The organism is Candidatus Pantoea gossypiicola (assembly GCF_008632075.1).
Lineage (GTDB): Bacteria > Pseudomonadota > Gammaproteobacteria > Enterobacterales > Enterobacteriaceae > Pantoea > Pantoea gossypiicola.
On sequence record NZ_VWVM01000011.1, the window covers coordinates 129,192 to 144,871 of the forward strand.

12 protein-coding genes and 2 pseudogenes are annotated in these 15,680 nt (G+C 58.2%); 7 read left to right on the forward strand and 7 right to left on the reverse strand.

The features are described from left to right. Nucleotides 1-27: 27 nt before the first annotated feature. The 3 genes and pseudogenes from F3I20_RS15255 to F3I20_RS15265 all read right to left on the reverse strand — a co-directional run bounded on the left by F3I20_RS15255 (nucleotide 28) and on the right by F3I20_RS15265 (nucleotide 2,777). Complete coding sequence (locus tag F3I20_RS15255) at nucleotides 28-1,233, reverse strand: MFS transporter (protein ID WP_150037884.1); 1,206 nt, start codon at nucleotides 1,231-1,233, stop codon at nucleotides 28-30. A gap of 110 nt (nucleotides 1,234-1,343) precedes the next feature. Beyond that, nucleotides 1,344-2,240 (reverse strand): annotated as a pseudogene (locus F3I20_RS15260) (LysR family transcriptional regulator). Between the two features lie 168 nt (nucleotides 2,241-2,408). Further along, the gene (locus tag F3I20_RS15265; protein ID WP_013359828.1) at nucleotides 2,409-2,777 is read right to left on the reverse strand and encodes a helix-turn-helix domain-containing protein; all 369 of its coding nucleotides are present in this window, start codon (nucleotides 2,775-2,777) and stop codon (nucleotides 2,409-2,411) included. Between the two features lie 331 nt (nucleotides 2,778-3,108). On the opposite strand from F3I20_RS15265, the gene F3I20_RS15270 reads away from it, so the two are divergent. The 3 genes from F3I20_RS15270 (at nucleotide 3,109) to F3I20_RS15280 (ending at nucleotide 6,264) form a co-directional block, all read left to right on the forward strand. Further along, a complete protein-coding gene (locus F3I20_RS15270; protein ID WP_003855687.1) occupies nucleotides 3,109-3,768 on the forward strand; it encodes a response regulator in 660 nt (219 codons plus the stop codon). Next, on the forward strand, nucleotides 3,765-5,120 hold the full coding sequence (locus F3I20_RS15275) for a sensor histidine kinase (RefSeq protein ID WP_150037883.1): 1,356 nt from the start codon (nucleotides 3,765-3,767) through the stop codon (nucleotides 5,118-5,120). The genes F3I20_RS15270 and F3I20_RS15275 overlap by 4 nt, the downstream gene beginning before the upstream one ends. Before the next feature lie 277 nt (nucleotides 5,121-5,397). Then, nucleotides 5,398-6,264 (forward strand): nucleoside-specific channel-forming protein Tsx, encoded by an 867-nt coding sequence (locus F3I20_RS15280; protein ID WP_150011957.1) that lies wholly within the window; start codon nucleotides 5,398-5,400, stop codon nucleotides 6,262-6,264. A gap of 123 nt (nucleotides 6,265-6,387) precedes the next feature. Here F3I20_RS15280 and yjdN read toward each other — a convergent pair whose 3' ends face one another. Both yjdN and F3I20_RS15290 read right to left on the reverse strand, forming a co-directional pair. Next, nucleotides 6,388-6,825 carry a VOC family metalloprotein YjdN gene (gene yjdN, locus F3I20_RS15285; RefSeq protein WP_150011959.1) on the reverse strand — a complete coding sequence of 146 codons (438 nt, stop codon included), beginning with the start codon at nucleotides 6,823-6,825 and terminating at the stop codon, nucleotides 6,388-6,390. 73 nt (nucleotides 6,826-6,898) lie between these two features. After that, a complete protein-coding gene (locus F3I20_RS15290) occupies nucleotides 6,899-7,795 on the reverse strand; it encodes a LysR family transcriptional regulator (protein ID WP_150011961.1) in 897 nt (298 codons plus the stop codon). Nucleotides 7,796-7,909: 114 nt separating this feature from the next. On the opposite strand from F3I20_RS15290, the gene F3I20_RS15295 reads away from it, so the two are divergent. From F3I20_RS15295 to abgT, 3 genes are all read left to right on the forward strand, one after another. Continuing rightward, nucleotides 7,910-9,220, forward strand: coding sequence for an amidohydrolase (locus F3I20_RS15295; RefSeq protein ID WP_150037882.1), 1,311 nt, complete (start codon nucleotides 7,910-7,912; stop codon nucleotides 9,218-9,220). After that, complete coding sequence (locus F3I20_RS15300) at nucleotides 9,220-10,662, forward strand: M20 family metallopeptidase (RefSeq protein ID WP_150037913.1); 1,443 nt, start codon at nucleotides 9,220-9,222, stop codon at nucleotides 10,660-10,662. The genes F3I20_RS15295 and F3I20_RS15300 overlap by 1 nt, the downstream gene beginning before the upstream one ends. Nucleotides 10,663-10,822: 160 nt before the next feature. Then, complete coding sequence (gene abgT, locus F3I20_RS15305) at nucleotides 10,823-12,340, forward strand: p-aminobenzoyl-glutamate transporter (RefSeq protein WP_150011965.1); 1,518 nt, start codon at nucleotides 10,823-10,825, stop codon at nucleotides 12,338-12,340. A gap of 81 nt (nucleotides 12,341-12,421) precedes the next feature. Here the strand turns inward: abgT and nadS are convergent. After that, a pseudogene (gene nadS, locus F3I20_RS23965) lies at nucleotides 12,422-12,541 on the reverse strand (NadS family protein); the annotation flags it as partial. 366 nt (nucleotides 12,542-12,907) lie between these two features. Between nadS and F3I20_RS15310 the strand changes: the two are divergent. Beyond that, on the forward strand, nucleotides 12,908-14,317 hold the full coding sequence (locus F3I20_RS15310; protein WP_150037881.1) for an MFS transporter: 1,410 nt from the start codon (nucleotides 12,908-12,910) through the stop codon (nucleotides 14,315-14,317). Between the two features lie 46 nt (nucleotides 14,318-14,363). Here F3I20_RS15310 and F3I20_RS15315 read toward each other — a convergent pair whose 3' ends face one another. Next, complete coding sequence (locus tag F3I20_RS15315) at nucleotides 14,364-15,674, reverse strand: c-type cytochrome (protein WP_150037880.1); 1,311 nt, start codon at nucleotides 15,672-15,674, stop codon at nucleotides 14,364-14,366. Nucleotides 15,675-15,680: the final 6 nt, after the last annotated feature.

A 15,680-nucleotide genomic window follows, 5' to 3' on the forward strand; every position in this document is an offset into this window, starting at 1 on the left:
GACTCCGGTCCGCCTTTTTTGATCGCGTTATTTACGCATCTCACGCCAGTTGAGCCAGGCGCAAAACAGCATCACCACGCAGGTCGCCAGAAACACTGGCCGCATCCCGAATGTCCCACCCACCAGCCCACCAAACAGCGGGCCGCTGACCTGACCGATATACTGCGCCGAGGTTGAATATCCCAGCATCCGCCCGACCTGTGAACCCGGCACGTTATGACGGATTATCGCCGTAATGCACGGCATCAATCCGCCCAGCGCCATCCCCATCAGAAAACGCAGCAGCACCAGTTGCCAGGCCGCGGTAATAAACGCCTGCGGAATCAGCAGCAGCCCACTGACCAGTAGTCCGCCGGTCAGAACTCGCCAGTGCCCTACCCGATCGGCGAGACGACCCAGTCGGGGTGCTGCCAGCACCGTGCCCAGCGCCGCCGCAGACATCACCAGCCCGGCCACTAATGTAATCTGATGGTCGCCCTGTACAAACTCGCCCACATACAGCGTGATAATCGGCTCAATCGACATGCTGGCGAAGATCAGCAACATGCCTGAGAGCCACATCAGGCGCACCAGGTTATGATTCACTGGCTCGGCCTCAGACGACAGTGGCTGGCTTGTGCGTGACGTCGCAGCAGCACGCGGCTGCTCTTTGAGTAAAAAGGTGGTGGCGAGGAAGGCGATAAAGATGACCGCGCCGGTCAGCCAGAACGTCTGACGAATACCGATCAGCGGCGGTAAAGCGCCACCCAGCAGCGGGCCCACCACGTTGCCCGCCATAATGCCGGATGACAGGATGCCCAGCGCCCAGCCGGTCTGCGCTTTTGGCGTCTGCGCCGCCACCAGAATGGTCGATCCCGATGCGTAGCCACCCAGCAGCCCGGCCAGCAGCCGCAGTGCCACCAGCTGCCACGGCGCGGTCGCCATGCCGATCAGCGACATCGCAATCGCCATCCCCAGGCTGGCCCGAATCAGCATCAGCTTACGACCATAGCGATCAGCCAGCCTGCCCCACAGCGGCGCAGTCAGCGCGGCGCTGAAAAAGGTCGCGCCATAGGCTATCCCGGACCAGCGGGCGATGGCTGCCGGCTGCTCAACGCCCAGTTGCTGCACATAGAGCGGCAGAAACGGCAGCAGCAGCGTCATTGCCACGATGGTGGTAAAAGAGCCGACGACGCAGACCGCTAAGTTACGTCGCCAGTGCTGAAACTCTGCCGCTTCGGGTGACTGTTGCATGGTGATATCCGTTGAATGATCAGGGTTACAGGCTAACCGGCGTAGCGGATGAACAACAGTCATCGCAGGATAGTTACTCTGTGGCGCTTACTGTTGTCAGCAGGCAACAATCAGTCCGGATTCAACGCCGCAATCAGGGCATCGCACAGCAGTGTCACAGGTGACGCCGGTTCAGGCGTGTTGTGCAGCAGCAGATAGCTTTGCAGGCGATCCATCTGCCACTCCGGCAGCAGTTGCTGAATGTCGCCACGCGTCACCGCCTCCTGTGCCATGTAGGACGGAAGATAAGCGATGCCGCTGCCCGCCAGTGCGGCATTGAGCAGCGCCATGCTGTTATTGGCGCGAAAGCGGCTGCGCACGTCCAGGGCCAGCCGCTGTTTATCACGGCGGAACGGCAGCGCGGCGGTGTGCGCCGGACCGTGAAACAGCAGCAGGTCGTGGCGCGGCAACATCTCAGGATGGGTGATGGCGGGTTGCTGCGCCAGGTAAGCGGGCGCGGCATAAAGTCCCCACTCGATATCGCTCAGTACCCGAAAATTGCCCTGTTGCGGCGATCGGGATCGGATCACAATCGCCAGATCGACCTGATCGTCCAGCCGATCGTGATTGCGATCGGTCAGATCGAGATCGACGTTGATATGCAGATGGCGGCGCAGAAAACGATTGAGAACGGGAACCACACACTGGCAGCCAAAGGTGACGGGTGCCTGTAGCCTGACATGGCCAGCGGGCTACTGATGCACCTGCTGCACAAACGCCTCGGCGCGCTGTACTTCAGCCAGCATCCGCACACAGTAGGGGTAATAAGCCTGACCCAGCTCAGTCAGTGCCAGCCGCCGGGTGGTACGCTGCAGCAGCCGGATACCGAGCCGCAACTCCAGACGGGCAATTTCCCGGCTGACATGAGATTTGGACAGGCCAAGTGCGCGTGCCGCCTCGCTGAAACTCTGTAATTCCACAACCCGTGCAAATACCAGCATGGCGGTTATGTTCGCGCCATTTTCCATGTTTCCCGACTCCGGCAGTAAAGGGGGCTGGCAACAAACTAACACGTTCAGGCAGGGTCATTGTGGCTGACGGGCAAAAAAGGCGAGGTGAAGTTCAGGAGGAGAGCGGCGCAGAGCGAAGGCCGACCTTCCCGTCTCTGTGCGGTGACGGAAAGGTCTTATCAGGCATCAGCTGGCCATCGCCAGAGGGAACAGCAGCCGATCCGGCTCGACGCGACGCTGACGGCGCAGCTGGCCTGGCGTCATCATAAAGTAGTTTTTAAAGGTGCGGGTATAGGCCTGCTGGGTATCGAAGCCGTAATTCATCGCCACCTGCAATATCGCTTCGTTGCTGCTTAGCAGACTGAGTGCAGACTCGGTTAAGCGGCGCTGGCGGATATATTCTGCCAGTGAAAAGCCGGTATGCTGGCGGAACAGGCGTTGCAGATGCCAGCGCGAATAGCCCGAGCGGCGTGCCACCTCATCCAGATGCAGATCGTGTCCTAAGTTGTTCTCAATCCAGTCCAGCAAACTCCGAATAAACTCGCGCTGATTCATGGTTCCTCCTGTTGATGCTGATGTGCAGTGGAGCCACTCTACCCGCTAAAATTTATCCCTTAATTAGCAGAAAATTAGCGCAGAATTAGCAACGGCTGGAATGGGGCGATAAGAGCCATTTCAGAGCAAGCTATGACGATTGTCCGCCAAAATAATTCGTGCTGTAGCAAGGCGGCAAATGCGCGAATCCCCAGGAGCTGACATTGGTCAGTGACTGGGGTGAGCAAAAGCAGCCAACGCCGCGACAGTGCGAAGTATGACGGCGGAAGGATAATTCTGGCCTAACAATTGGTGAGTAAACTCTCTCTTATCTTTATGAAGGAGATCAGCCATGCGGGTGTTACTGGTTGAAGATGATGAAATGATCGGTGCGAACCTGCAACAGGCATTGCAGGGCGCGGGCTGGTCAGTAGATTGGGTGCGCGATGGCGTCTATGCCCAGAATGCCTGGAGCGAAGGCGGCTACAGCTGTGTACTGCTCGATCTCGGCTTACCGCGCGATGATGGCCTTCAGGTCCTGCGCCGGGCGCGCGGGCGCGGCGACGCCACGCCGGTCCTGATTCTTACCGCGCGCGACACGGTCGCGCAGCGGATACAGGGACTCGACAGCGGGGCGGACGACTACCTGCTTAAACCATTCGATCTCCAGGAAGTCATGGCCCGGATGCGCGCCATTACGCGACGCAGCCACGGCGCAGCAGACTCGGTGCTGGGCAGCGGCGATGTCCAGCTGGATATGATGACCCGCGAGGTGCTCTACAAAGGCCAGCGCGAGCAGCTGACGGCGCGGGAATATGCCCTGCTCTACGCGCTGCTGGAGCGGCCGGGTGCTATTCTGTCGCGTGAGCAGCTGGAAAACCGCATTTACGGCTGGGGCGATGAAGTCAGCAGCAACGCGGTCGATGTGCTGATCCACGGGATGCGGCGTAAGCTGGACAACGACGTCATCCGTAACGTGCGCGGGCTGGGCTGGCGGGTTCCGGCCATATGAAACCTTTCCGCTTTATGCGCTCACTGCGCAACAAACTTCTCTCTACCCTGCTGATTATTCATCTGCTGATGATCGGCGGCGTCACCTGGTATTTTTTCAGCTGCTACGGCGATATGGTCGGCACAATGAAGGACGATCAGCTGGCAAAAATCGCTGATGCCTGGTCCACCAATAAACAGATGCCCGCCCTGATGCCGATGCTTATCGCGCCGGACAAGGCAAAGAGCGCCTTTGTGGTTCAGCTCTGGGACGATCAGGGCCAGTTGCGGGCCAGCTCATGGCCGGAGTTGCAGGCCCCGCTGCAAAATCAGCGCGGGTATCACGATGTGCATGTGGGACAGTGCGACGACTGTGAATGGCGTATTTTTACCCGGCCCGGCATGCCCGGCAGCGAGATTAAAACCATCCAGGTCATGCACAACCTCAGCTACATGAAAGCCTCGATGGTGAAGCGGGCGCTGTCGGCGATCATTCCGATGATCCTGATGATGCCGCTGTCGCTGCTGGTGATCTGGCTGGTGGTGCGTAAGATCACGCGCGATCTGCAGGTCGCTTCACGGCAGATTGCGGCGCAGGAAACCCATCATCCACATAATGTCTCACCGGAGGGCTTACCGGATGAGATTCTGCCGCTGGTAGCCGCTTACAACTCGCTGCTGAGTAAGCTACGTGACGCCTGGTCGTCGCAGCGTCAGTTCCTGGAAGATGCTGCCCATGAGCTGCGTACACCAGTAACAGCGGTGACGTTACAACTGGAAAATTTGCGTCAGCACATCCAGCCCGGCGAAGCGAGCCGTCAGTTCAGCCAGCTGGAAGCGGGCGTCACGCGTACCCGGCACCTGGTCACACAGTTACTCAATGTCTCACGCCAGGATGACCAGAGCGTGGTGGCCAGTGTGGAGCATATTGAGCTGGAAGATCTGCTGAAAGAGAGCATTGAGCAGCTGATGGTGGTGGCGGACAAACGCGGCATTGATATCGGCTTTAATGGCTCAACGCAGTACCGTCTGCAGGCCAGCCGTTCCGAATTGCGCAGCCTGTTCGATAACCTGATCGGTAACGCTATGTTGCACACGCCGGAAGGCAGCCTGGTCGATGTGCTACTGCATCGGGTCGCGGGCAAAACGGTGGTCGATATTGTCGATAATGGACCGGGCATGCCGGAATCCTTTATCGAACGCGCGTTCGACCGTTTTACCCGTTCGCCTGATGTCAAAGCCCAGGGCAGCGGGCTGGGACTTTCCATTGTGCGTAACGTCGCACAGAAACATCAGATTCACGTCGCCCTTTCCAACTGCCTGACGCCACAGGGGGCTGTTTGTGGTTTGCAGGTTCGCGTCACCCTTCCCTGATCCCGCCTGTTTGATCACGAACCAGACAACGTAAACGGTTGCCTGGTTCCGTTCGATCCCGGTCATTATTGTGAAGCGCATCACATTTTAGCTGAATTGTAATGCAACACTTTTTGACAAACGTGAGCAAAATCTATTTTCTATCGATCTGTTACAGGCACGCTACGCGGGCTGAAGAACTGGCTGTTTTTTGCTGAATACCTCACTCCCCTCCAGGGACCGACTTCTCTCTGACTGCGTCTGCTGTGCGGCGGTCAAAAGCATGTGGCTGATGATAATGAAATTTAAAACGTTGATAGCAGGTGCCGTGCTGGCATGTTCATTGAGTGGTGCTGCGCAGGCTGCTGAAAGCGATCCGCAGTACCTCTCCGACTGGTGGCATCAGAGCGTTAACGTGGTAGGCAGCTACCACACCCGTTTCGGACCGCAGTTTAACAACGACGTTTATCTGGAATATGAAGCGTTTGCGAAGAAAGAGTGGTTCGATTTCTATGGCTATCTGGACGTGCCTAACTTCTTCGGCGTGGGCAACAGCAATGCCAACGGCGTGTTCGACCACGGTTCACCGATGTTTATGGAGATTGAACCGCGCTTCTCTATCGACAAACTGACCGGCACCAGCCTGGCTTTTGGTCCGTTCAAGGAGTGGTATTTCGCCAATAACTATATCTACGATATGGGCCGCAACAGCGATAACCGCCAGAATACCTGGTATATGGGTCTGGGCACCGATATCGATACGCACAGCGATGTCGGCCTGTCGCTGAACGTCTATGCCAAATATCAGTGGGAAAACTATGGCGCGGCGAACGAAAACAGCTGGGATGGCTATCGCTTCAAGGTGAAATACTTCGTGCCTATCACCCAGCTGTGGGGCGGTAATCTGGGCTATGTGGGCTTCACCAACTTCGACTGGGGTTCTGACCTCAACGAGAAAGGCGGTTCATCACGTACCAGCAACTCCATCGCCTCCAGCCACATTCTGTCACTGGGTTACGATCACTGGCATATTTCTGCGGTGGCGCGTTACTTCCACAACGGCGGACAGTGGGCAGATGGTCAGGAGCTGAACTTCGGCAAAGGACCATTTGAAGTGAAATCGACTGGCTGGGGTTACTACCTGGTGGCGGGTTATAACTTCTGATAATGATAACGGGCGGCTGAAAAAAGCGCCCGTTGCGCAGGAAAACTGGCCTGGGGCGTTAATTCCTCCAGGCCAGCTTTTGAGAGGCAGGTTTAACAACTCAGTCCTGCATCTTACCTTCGGTTATTCCTGTGGCTTCTCAACGTTGATGCGCCATGGAATGTTGAACTTATCAATGAACATCGCGAATCCGTTCGACCAGAATGTCTCCTGCCACTCCGTTGTCACCTTGCCGCCTGCCGACAATTTCTCAAACCAGGCTTTGCCCTCTTCAACATCATTGGTAGAAAGACTGACCGCGTAACCGGCATGTTCAGACGCGGGCGGCTTCTCAGTGTTGCCGTCGCTCAGCATCAGCTCACCGTCACCGATACGCAGCTGGGCATGCATGATCTTTTCTGGCGGCTGCGGCGCTGCGGACTGATCGCCGACCTGCTCACCCTGATCCGGCATGTCACCAAATTTCATTTTGGAGAGCAGCTCTCCCCCGGTCGCCTGCAGGTAAAAGTCGATAGCCTCTTCACAACGGCCATAGAGAAACAGATAAGGACTGACTTGCATCGTAACCTCTATTTGTCGGGTGGATTTTTTACAGTACCTCTACAGTGTAGACGATCGGCTTTACTCACTGATTTTAATGACAATAACGCCGAAAGAGTTGCGCCATATAACTGCTCATCGGCGTCAGCGCGGTGTCTTTGCGCTGGATCAGGTAGAAGATCGCTTTCGGCAGAGGCTCGTCGAGCGTCAGCGCCACCAGCGACCGCCCCAGAATGGGATCGTCAATCACGTCGACCGACAGAATGCTGATGAAATCGCTTTGCGCCACCAGGCTGGTGCAGGCCATAAAGGTTTCACAGGTCACCACGATTTTGGGTGCCATGCCGCGCTCGCCAAACAAATCGTGCAGCAGGCGATAGTAACTCCCTTTCGGCGTTGGCATCGTCCAGTCCGCCTGCTGTAACGCCGCCAGAGAACGGGCCTTTTCCAGCGGGTGGCCTTTACGCACCACCACTTTATACTCGCGCTCCATTACCCTTTCATACATCAGCTCCTGATCGAGATGGCTCTGATCGTAGGTGTTGATGGTGAAATCGAGCGCCCCCTGACGCAGTTCATGCACCATCGACACCAGCTGGCCTTCAACGATGCGTACCTTAACCAGCGGGTATTCGCGATGAAACTGGTTTATCACCTGCGGCATGATGGTGCGCGCCACGCTGCCACCCACGCCGATGTTCACCTGACCGCCACCCAGCCCCAGTCGCTGCTGGATATCCTCTTCTGCAACCCGCAGCTCAGCCAGCACCAGGCTGGCATGGCGAAAAAAGTTATCACCGATATCGGTCAGTACCACGCCCTGCTGGCGGCGGATAAACAGCTTTGCTCCCAGCTCTCGCTCCAGTTCCTGAATCGCTTTGGTTAACGCCGGTTGCGACAGCCCGGAAAGACGGCTTGCCGCCCGGATACTGCCCTGTCGCGCCACGTCAGTGAAGGCACGCAGCTGATGAAGTTTGAGATTGGCAGACATAGTTTTGCGATAACCGTTGTTTATCAGTCACAAGATATTCGCATCTTATGCCGCCCAGTACCATTGTGTAGATTCGACGCAGTGCATAAAAAATCAACAATGAGGAGAGAGCCGATGAAATCCCTTTCAGACCGCATCAGCGCCCTGCTGCCACAGCTGCAACAGTGGCGTCGCGACTTCCATCACTACGCCGAATCGGGCTGGCTGGAGTTCCGCACCGCGACGTTAGTCGCAGAAGAACTGCATAAGCTCGGTTATCAACTGAAGCTGGGCCGTGAGGTCGTCGATGCCGATGCGCGGATGGGCTTGCCCGACGAAGCCATACTGAAGCAGCAGGAGGCACGTGCGTTGCAACAGGGCGCGCTGCCGCAGTGGATCAGTCACTTCTCCGGTGGATTCTGCGGCATCGTGGCGACGCTTGAGACCGGCCGTCCCGGTCCGGTGATGGGCTTCCGGGTCGATATGGATGCACTGGATCTCAATGAAAGCCAGGCAGCCGATCATCTGCCGCAGCGCGAAGGGTTTGTCTCCTGTAACGCCGGGATGATGCACGCCTGCGGCCACGATGGTCATACCACCATTGGGCTGGGCCTCGCCTCAGTGCTGATGGCGATGAAAGATCAGCTCAGCGGCACGATTAAACTGATCTTCCAGCCCGCCGAAGAGGGCGTGCGCGGCGCAAAAGCGATGGTCGCCGCGGGCGTGGTCGATGACGTTGAGCGCTTCACCGCGATTCACATCGGCACCGGCGTGCCGGCAGGCGAAGTGGTCTGCGGCAGCGACAGCTTCCTGGCCACCACCAAGCTGGATGTTCACTTTACCGGCATCGGTGCCCACGCAGGCGGTCGCCCTGAAGAGGGTCGCAATGCCCTGCTGGCCGCCGCACAGGCGACGCTGGCGCTGCATGGCTTAACCCAGCACAGCGGCGGCGTGGCGCGGGTCAACGTGGGCGTGCTGCAGGCCGGAACCGGCCGCAACGTAGTGCCTGACTGCGCTCTGCTGAAGGTCGAAACCCGTGGCGTGACCAATCAGGTTAACGACGATATTTATCAGCAGGCGCTGCGGGTGATTGCCGGTGCAGCAGCGATGTATGGCGTTGAGCAGGAAGTTTCGCTGATGGGTGCTGCGCGAAGCTGTACCCCGACGCAGCCGTGGGTCGATTTCATCCATCAGCAGGCGGACGCGCTCGGTATCTTCGACTCGGTGGTCGATCGTAAAGCGCAGGCGGCAGGATCAGAAGATGCGACCTACATGATGGAGCGGGTAAAAGAGCGCGGCGGTCAGGCCTCTTACGTCATTTTTGGCTGTGAGCTGGCGGCGGGTCATCACAATGCGAAATTCGACTTTGATGAGCGGGTGATGCCGGACGCCATCACGCTGCTGGCAATCCTGGCGCTGAACCAGGCGCAGTTTGGGGGCTCATGATGATGGAAGACTTTATTGCCGACTATATCAATCGTCATCAGCTTCGTTTCAGCACGCTCAGCGACGCCATCTGGGACACGCCTGAGACCCGCTTCGCCGAGACCCGTTCCTCTGCTCTGCTGGCTGATGCGCTGCAGGAAGAGGGTTTCACAGTAGAGCGCGGCGTGGGGGGCATCGACACCGCCTTTATCGCCAGCGCGGGCAGCGGCAGGCCGGTGATTGCCATCCTCGGCGAGTTTGATGCGCTGGCCGGTCTGAGCCAGCAGTCGGGCTGCGCCCGACCACAACCGCTGGAAGCCAACGGCAACGGCCATGGCTGCGGTCACAACCTGCTCGGTACGGCAGGCGTTGCTGCAGCCTGCGCCGTGAAAGCGTGGATGGAACAGCATCACACGGGCGGCACGGTTCGCTTTTACGGCTGCCCCGGCGAAGAGGGCGGATCGGGCAAAACCTTTATGGTACGCGAAGGGCTGTTTGACGACGTCGATGCCGCCGTGACCTGGCATCCTGAAGGTTTCAGCGGGATGTTTAATCTGCGGACGCTTGCCAATATACAGGCGGCCTTCAGCTTCAAAGGTGTCGCCGCTCACGCGGCCAACTCACCCCATCTGGGCCGCAGCGCACTGGATGCCGTCACGCTGATGAATACCGGGGCCAACTTCCTGCGCGAGCATATCGTGCAGGAGGCGCGTCTGCATCACGCCATCACCAACAGCGGCGGCGTCTCACCAAATGTGGTGCAGGCCGATGCAGAAGTGCTCTACCTGATTCGCGCCCCGGAACTGCCTCAGGCGCAGGCGATCTATGAGAGAGTCATCAATATCGCCAGGGGCGCAGCGCTGATGACCGATACCACGCTGACCGTGCGTTTTGACAAAGCCTGTTCGGACTACGTGCCTAACCGCGCGCTGGAAGCGGTGATGGAGCGTTATTTGCATCAGTTTGGTTTGCCCGACTACAGCGACGAAGAGCGCGCGTTTGCGGCCGAACTGCGTGCCACCCTGACCGATGACGATCTGCGCAATGCCCGGCTCAATGTCGCCCGCACTGGTGGCGAAGCCGGGTATGCCTGGGCTGAACAGCTGGGCGACAGGCTGTTTATGGATGAGGTTGCGCCCTATGCGGTCACGCGTGAGCTGCTTTATGGCTCCACCGATGTCGGCGATGTCAGCTGGGTAACGCCGACCGCACAGTGCTTTGCGCCCTGCTTTACCTTCGGCACGCCGCTGCACACCTGGCAACTGGTGGCGCAGGGTCGCACCAGTATCGGGCATAAGGGGATGTTTCTGGCGAGTAAAGTGATGGCGGCCACGGTGTTAACGCTGTTAACAGAACCGCAGGCACTGGCTGGCTGCAGGGCCGAGTTCGAACGGGTACGTGGCGCGCAGCCTTATTACTGCCCTATCCCGGCGGGGATCACACCCACAAAACTGGCCGAATGAGCCAATGGCCGTGTCTCTGATACGGACCACTATAAAAAATATTGCAAACACTTCCCTGATTCAGCGGAGCCGAATCTGAACTCACCGCCTGTTGTAGATCACGACAAGCGTCAGACCGGGCCTCCACCGATAAGGGGAACACAAGACGAGAATCAATACCATGGAAGCAACATCCGGGAACCGCAGCCCTGGCCGGCTTTTCAGCTGGATCGAGCGTGTGGGCAATAAAGTACCTAACCCGTTTTTACTGTTTGTCTATTTGATTGTTGTTCTGATGGTGGCGACCGCCGTTATCAGCGCGCTGGACCTGGCGGTAAAAAACCCCAGCAACGGCGAAATTGTCCGGGTGAATAACCTGCTGAGCGTCGCAGGCATTCAGTGGATCCTGCCTAATATCATTAAGAACTTCAGCAGCTTTACCCCGCTGGGTTCGATTCTGGCGCTGGTCATTGGTGCCGGACTGGCAGAAAAGGTCGGCCTGTTACAGTCGCTGATGGTGAAGATGGCGTCGCGCGTCAGCCGTCGTTACGCCAGCTATATGGTGCTGTTTATCGCCTTTTTCAGTCATATCTCCTCGGATGCCGCGCTGGTAGTGATGCCGCCGCTGGGCGCACTGATCTTTCTGGCGGTGGGCCGTCATCCGGTGGCGGGCCTGCTGGCCGCCATTGCCGGTGTGGCCTCAGGCTTTACCGCCAACCTGCTGATTGTCACCACCGATGTGCTGCTCTCGGGGATCAGCACCGAAGCGGCGAAAGCGGTCAGCGACACGGTGCATGTCAGCGTCATCGATAACTGGTTCTTTATGGCCACCTCGGTGATTGTGCTGACGGTTGTGGGCGCGTTGCTGACCGATAAGTTTGTCGAGCCGCGCCTGCCGCAGTGGAAGGGCAATGGTGAGAAGCTGGCGGCACTGACGCCGCTGGAGAACCGCGGCCTGCGGGCCGCCGGGATGGCCGCACTGCTGTTTATCGCCGTGATGGCGCTGCTGGTGGTGCCGGAAAATGCGCCGCTGCGTAACCCCGCTACCGGCGCCATTATTCCCTCGCCGTTTATTCAGGGCATCGTACCGATCATCATTCTGTTCTTCTTTGTGGTCGCCATTGCTTACGGCGTGGTCACCCGGCAGATCCGCCGTCCGGATGATATCCCGCAGCTGCTGGTCGATCCGATGAAGGGCATGGCGGGCTTTATCGTGATGGTCTTTCCGCTCTCGCAGTTCGTGGCGTTCTTTAACTGGAGCAACATGGGCAAGTTCATGGCAATCGGGCTGACCGACGTGCTGGAGAGCGCTGGCGTCAGCGGTGCGCCCGCGTTTCTCGGCCTGATGTTCCTGTCGGCGTTTCTCTGCATGTTTATCGCCAGCGGCTCAGCAATCTGGTCGATTCTCGCCCCGGTCTTCGTGCCGATGTTTATGCTGCTCGGCTTCCATCCCGCCTTTGCCCAGATGATTTTCCGCATCGCCGACTCCGCCGTGCTGCCGCTGGCACCGATGTCGCCGTTTCTGCCGCTGTTCCTGGCCTTTTTGCAGCGCTACCAGAAAGATGCGCAGCTCGGGACCTATTACGTGCTGATCTTCCCCTATCCGCTGGTGTTCTTTATCAGCTGGATAGCACTGCTGGTCGCCTGGTACTGGCTGGGACTGCCGATTGGACCCGGCGTCTGGCCGCAACTGCCTTAAAGTAACGTGCCACCGATGCGGGCATTATCGGTGGCGCTTTCTCGCTTTTCCGGCAGGAGGGATATATGGGCATGGATTGAGTGCCCGAATAGTCTTCACGTCGGCCACCGCATAGCGGGTAACACGACCTGGCTCTTTGGCACCGTTTTTGATCTCAACAGCTTCTTTCAGCGATGCTTTAAGCTCGTCAAAAAAACTCACGTTACACCTCATCTTTCCCTGATTGTGTCAGCTTCTTCAGCTCAGCTTTTCTGCATCCATGAAGAAGATGTAACAAAGCGAGACTATGATAGCGCAATTGTAGCATTTGCATCCATGCGGGCCTGCTACCGCGTTATTGGACTGAGAGACAGCTCTGAGTTTGCAAACAGATCCTGGCCTGATCACAATGCCGGAGTTGATCTGCGATGAATGGCAAAACCTGCAACGTATCTTGCTAAATCGTCAGCAACGACGCTCTCGGCATTGGCAGATGAATTGATTATTCTGCTATCTCTTCGCTTGCTAACGGTATAAGCCTCTGACCGGCTGCGAGTCGTATCCACATTGCCTGAGGTTCACGCTGATATGACCACCCACTCCACCAGCCTGCCGCCGATGCACGCTTCATTGGCGGCCCGTAATAGCTTAGCCGCGCGCATTGATGCGCTGCCCTCCTCTGCCGGATTATGGCGCTTTATCACGCTGCTGGCGCTGGGCGGTTTTTTTGAACTGTATGACCTGTTTGAAACCGGGTACATCAGCACCGGCCTGCTGTCGGCGGGCGTATTTCACACGGGCGCGGCGGGCGTGCTGGGTTTCTCCGATCAGGCGGCGTTCGCCTCGGCCACCTTCCTGGGTCTGTTTTTCGGTGCCAGCCTGCTGGCCCCCTACGCTGATCGCTTTGGCCGCCGCCTGACCTTTATGTGTGCGCTGCTCTGGTACGGGCTGTTTTCGCTGCTGATGGCGTTCCAGCAGAGCGCGGAGATGATCATTCTGTTCCGCTTTCTGGTAGGGATCGGGCTGGGCGTCGAGCTGGTGACCATCGATACTTATCTGTCGGAATGGGTGCCGAGCCATCTGCGCAGCCGCGCTTTTGCCTTCTCCTTTTTCGTGCAGTTTTTGTCGGTGCCTGCGGTGGCGCTGATGTCCTGGTGGCTGATTCCGCAAACGCTGCTCAGTCTGGAAGGCTGGCGCTGGGTCGTGATCGCAGGCGCACTCTGTTCACTGGTGATCTGGCTGGTGCGCAGAAATCTGCCGGAATCGGCACGCTGGCTGGTGCAGCAGGATCGTCATCAGGAGGCGCATAAAGTGCTGTCGGTGATGGAGCAACGCTGCGGCATCCCGGCCGGACCCGCGTTTTCAGCTGAAGATGCAGCGGCAAAACTGCCCAAAAAGGGACGCTTCAGTGAAATCTGGTCACCCGCTTACCGCAAGCGCACTCTGATGCTGGTGGTGATGAACTTTTTTCAGGCAATCGGCTTTTTCGGCTTTGGCAACTGGCTACCTGCGCTATTGTCAGGCCGTGGAGCCACGGTGACGCACAGCCTGCTCTATGCTTTCTTCATCACGCTGGCCTATCCGCTGGGATCGCTGATCTGCAGCCGCTACGCCGACAGGCTGGAAAATAAGTGGCAGATCGTCCTGTCGTCGCTGATGACGGTGGTATTCGGCACGCTGTTCGCCTTCCAGACGCAGCCGGTGCTGCTGATCCTCTGCGGCTTCCTGATTACCTGGTCCAACGCCTGGCTGACTTTCAGCTTTCACGCCTATCAGACCGAGATTTTCCCGACCCACATCCGGGCGCGGGCAGTCGGCTTCTGCTACTCCTTCAGCCGCCTCTCAACGGTCTTCAGCAGTATTCTCATTGGGATGATATTGCAGTACGCAGGAACGGCAGGCGTGATTACGTTCATCGTGCTGAGCATGGTGATGGTGATGCTGTCGGTAGGGATTTACGGGCCGAAAACGCGCGGAATCGATCTGGAGAATATTTAAAAGAAAAGGCCGTCATCCTGATGATGACGGCCTTTTTTACTACGGGTTATTTGCCTTCCAGCACCCGGATGTCTGCACTGCCCAGACGATCCTTCTCATCTTTACGCAGCGACGCGACCTGTTTCGCGGTCACCGGTTCTGACGCCTTGTTGCCCCAGCTGTTGCGCACGAAGTTCACTACGTCCGCCACCTGCTGATCATTCAGACGCCAGCCGAATGCCGGCATGGTGATGGTCGACGGCGCACCATTGACGCCAGGCAACTGTCCGCCCACCAGCACAATGTGGATCAGCGAGGTCGGATCCTCTGCCATCACCACCGGATTACCGCGTAGTGCCGGATAGAAACGTTTATAGCCGCTGCCATCGGTTTTATGGCACGCTGCACAGCTGTCGACGTAGGTCGCCGCACCGGTCTGGCTGTCATCGCCACGCCACAGCGCTTTTGCCGTGGCATCATCCACGCTGAACGCCGCCTGATTCGGGTCTTTTGCACCCAGCGACTTCAGATAGCGCGCAATGGCGGTGATATCGGCCTCGCTCAGGTGCTGCAGACTGTGTTCCACCACGTCGGTCATGCCACCGAACGCGGCGGTGTGATCGTTGCGGCCATAGCGCAGGAACTGACGCAGATCCTCTTCGCTCCAGCGTCCCAGCCCGTCACGGTTGTCACCGCGCAGGTTGCTGGCGGTCCAGCCATCAATCGGTGCACTGCTGCCTGCCAGATAGTCGCTGCCCTCCTGGTTGGTCAGCGCCTTCTCCTGCATGGTGATGCTGCGCGGCGTGTGACAGGCTCCACAGTGGCCCAGCCCTTCAACCAGATAGCGACCCCGCGCCAGCACCGGATCTTCCTGGGCGGCAGGCTGGAACGCTTTTACATCGGGCGCAAAAATGCCGCGCCAGATCGCCAGCGGCCAGCGCATCGACAGCGGCCAGGGAATGTCGCTCTCCCGGTTTGGCTGCTTAACCGCCGCAACGCCATGCATGAACCAGGCATAAAGCGCCTTCATGTCCTCATCGCTGACCACCGCGTAGGAGGGAAATGGCATCGCCGGATAGAGCGTATCACCATTTTTCGCCACGCCGTGACGCACCGCTTTCTGGAAGTCGTCATAGCTGTATTCGCCAATGCCGGTGTCGCGATCGGGCGTGATATTGGTGGAGTAGATGGTACCAATCGGTGTCGCCATCGGCAGACCACCGGCAAAGGTTGCGCCGCCTTTGCTGGTGTGGCAGGCCACACAGTCACCGGCGCGTGCCAGATACTCCCCCCGTTTAACCAGATCGTCCTGGCTGCTCTCCGCCAGTGCGGCAAAGGTCAGGGTGCCCAGAATCAGGGCCAGAATGCCATTTTTCATCGCCAT

Coding starts and splice junctions, on each gene's coding strand:
- F3I20_RS15265 (WP_013359828.1), bottom strand. CDS start 2,777: ATGAATCAGCGCGAGTTTATTCGGAGTTTGCTGGACTGGATTGAGAAC.
- F3I20_RS15270 (WP_003855687.1), top strand. CDS start 3,109: ATGCGGGTGTTACTGGTTGAAGATGATGAAATGATCGGTGCGAACCTG.
- abgT (WP_150011965.1), top strand. CDS start 10,823: ATGGAAGCAACATCCGGGAACCGCAGCCCTGGCCGGCTTTTCAGCTGG.
- F3I20_RS15295 (WP_150037882.1), top strand. CDS start 7,910: ATGAAATCCCTTTCAGACCGCATCAGCGCCCTGCTGCCACAGCTGCAA.
- F3I20_RS15290 (WP_150011961.1), bottom strand. CDS start 7,795: ATGTCTGCCAATCTCAAACTTCATCAGCTGCGTGCCTTCACTGACGTG.
- F3I20_RS15315 (WP_150037880.1), bottom strand. CDS start 15,674: ATGAAAAATGGCATTCTGGCCCTGATTCTGGGCACCCTGACCTTTGCC.
- F3I20_RS15255 (WP_150037884.1), bottom strand. CDS start 1,233: ATGCAACAGTCACCCGAAGCGGCAGAGTTTCAGCACTGGCGACGTAAC.
- F3I20_RS15280 (WP_150011957.1), top strand. CDS start 5,398: ATGAAATTTAAAACGTTGATAGCAGGTGCCGTGCTGGCATGTTCATTG.
- F3I20_RS15300 (WP_150037913.1), top strand. CDS start 9,220: ATGATGGAAGACTTTATTGCCGACTATATCAATCGTCATCAGCTTCGT.
- F3I20_RS15310 (WP_150037881.1), top strand. CDS start 12,908: ATGACCACCCACTCCACCAGCCTGCCGCCGATGCACGCTTCATTGGCG.
- yjdN (WP_150011959.1), bottom strand. CDS start 6,825: ATGCAAGTCAGTCCTTATCTGTTTCTCTATGGCCGTTGTGAAGAGGCT.
- F3I20_RS15275 (WP_150037883.1), top strand. CDS start 3,765: ATGAAACCTTTCCGCTTTATGCGCTCACTGCGCAACAAACTTCTCTCT.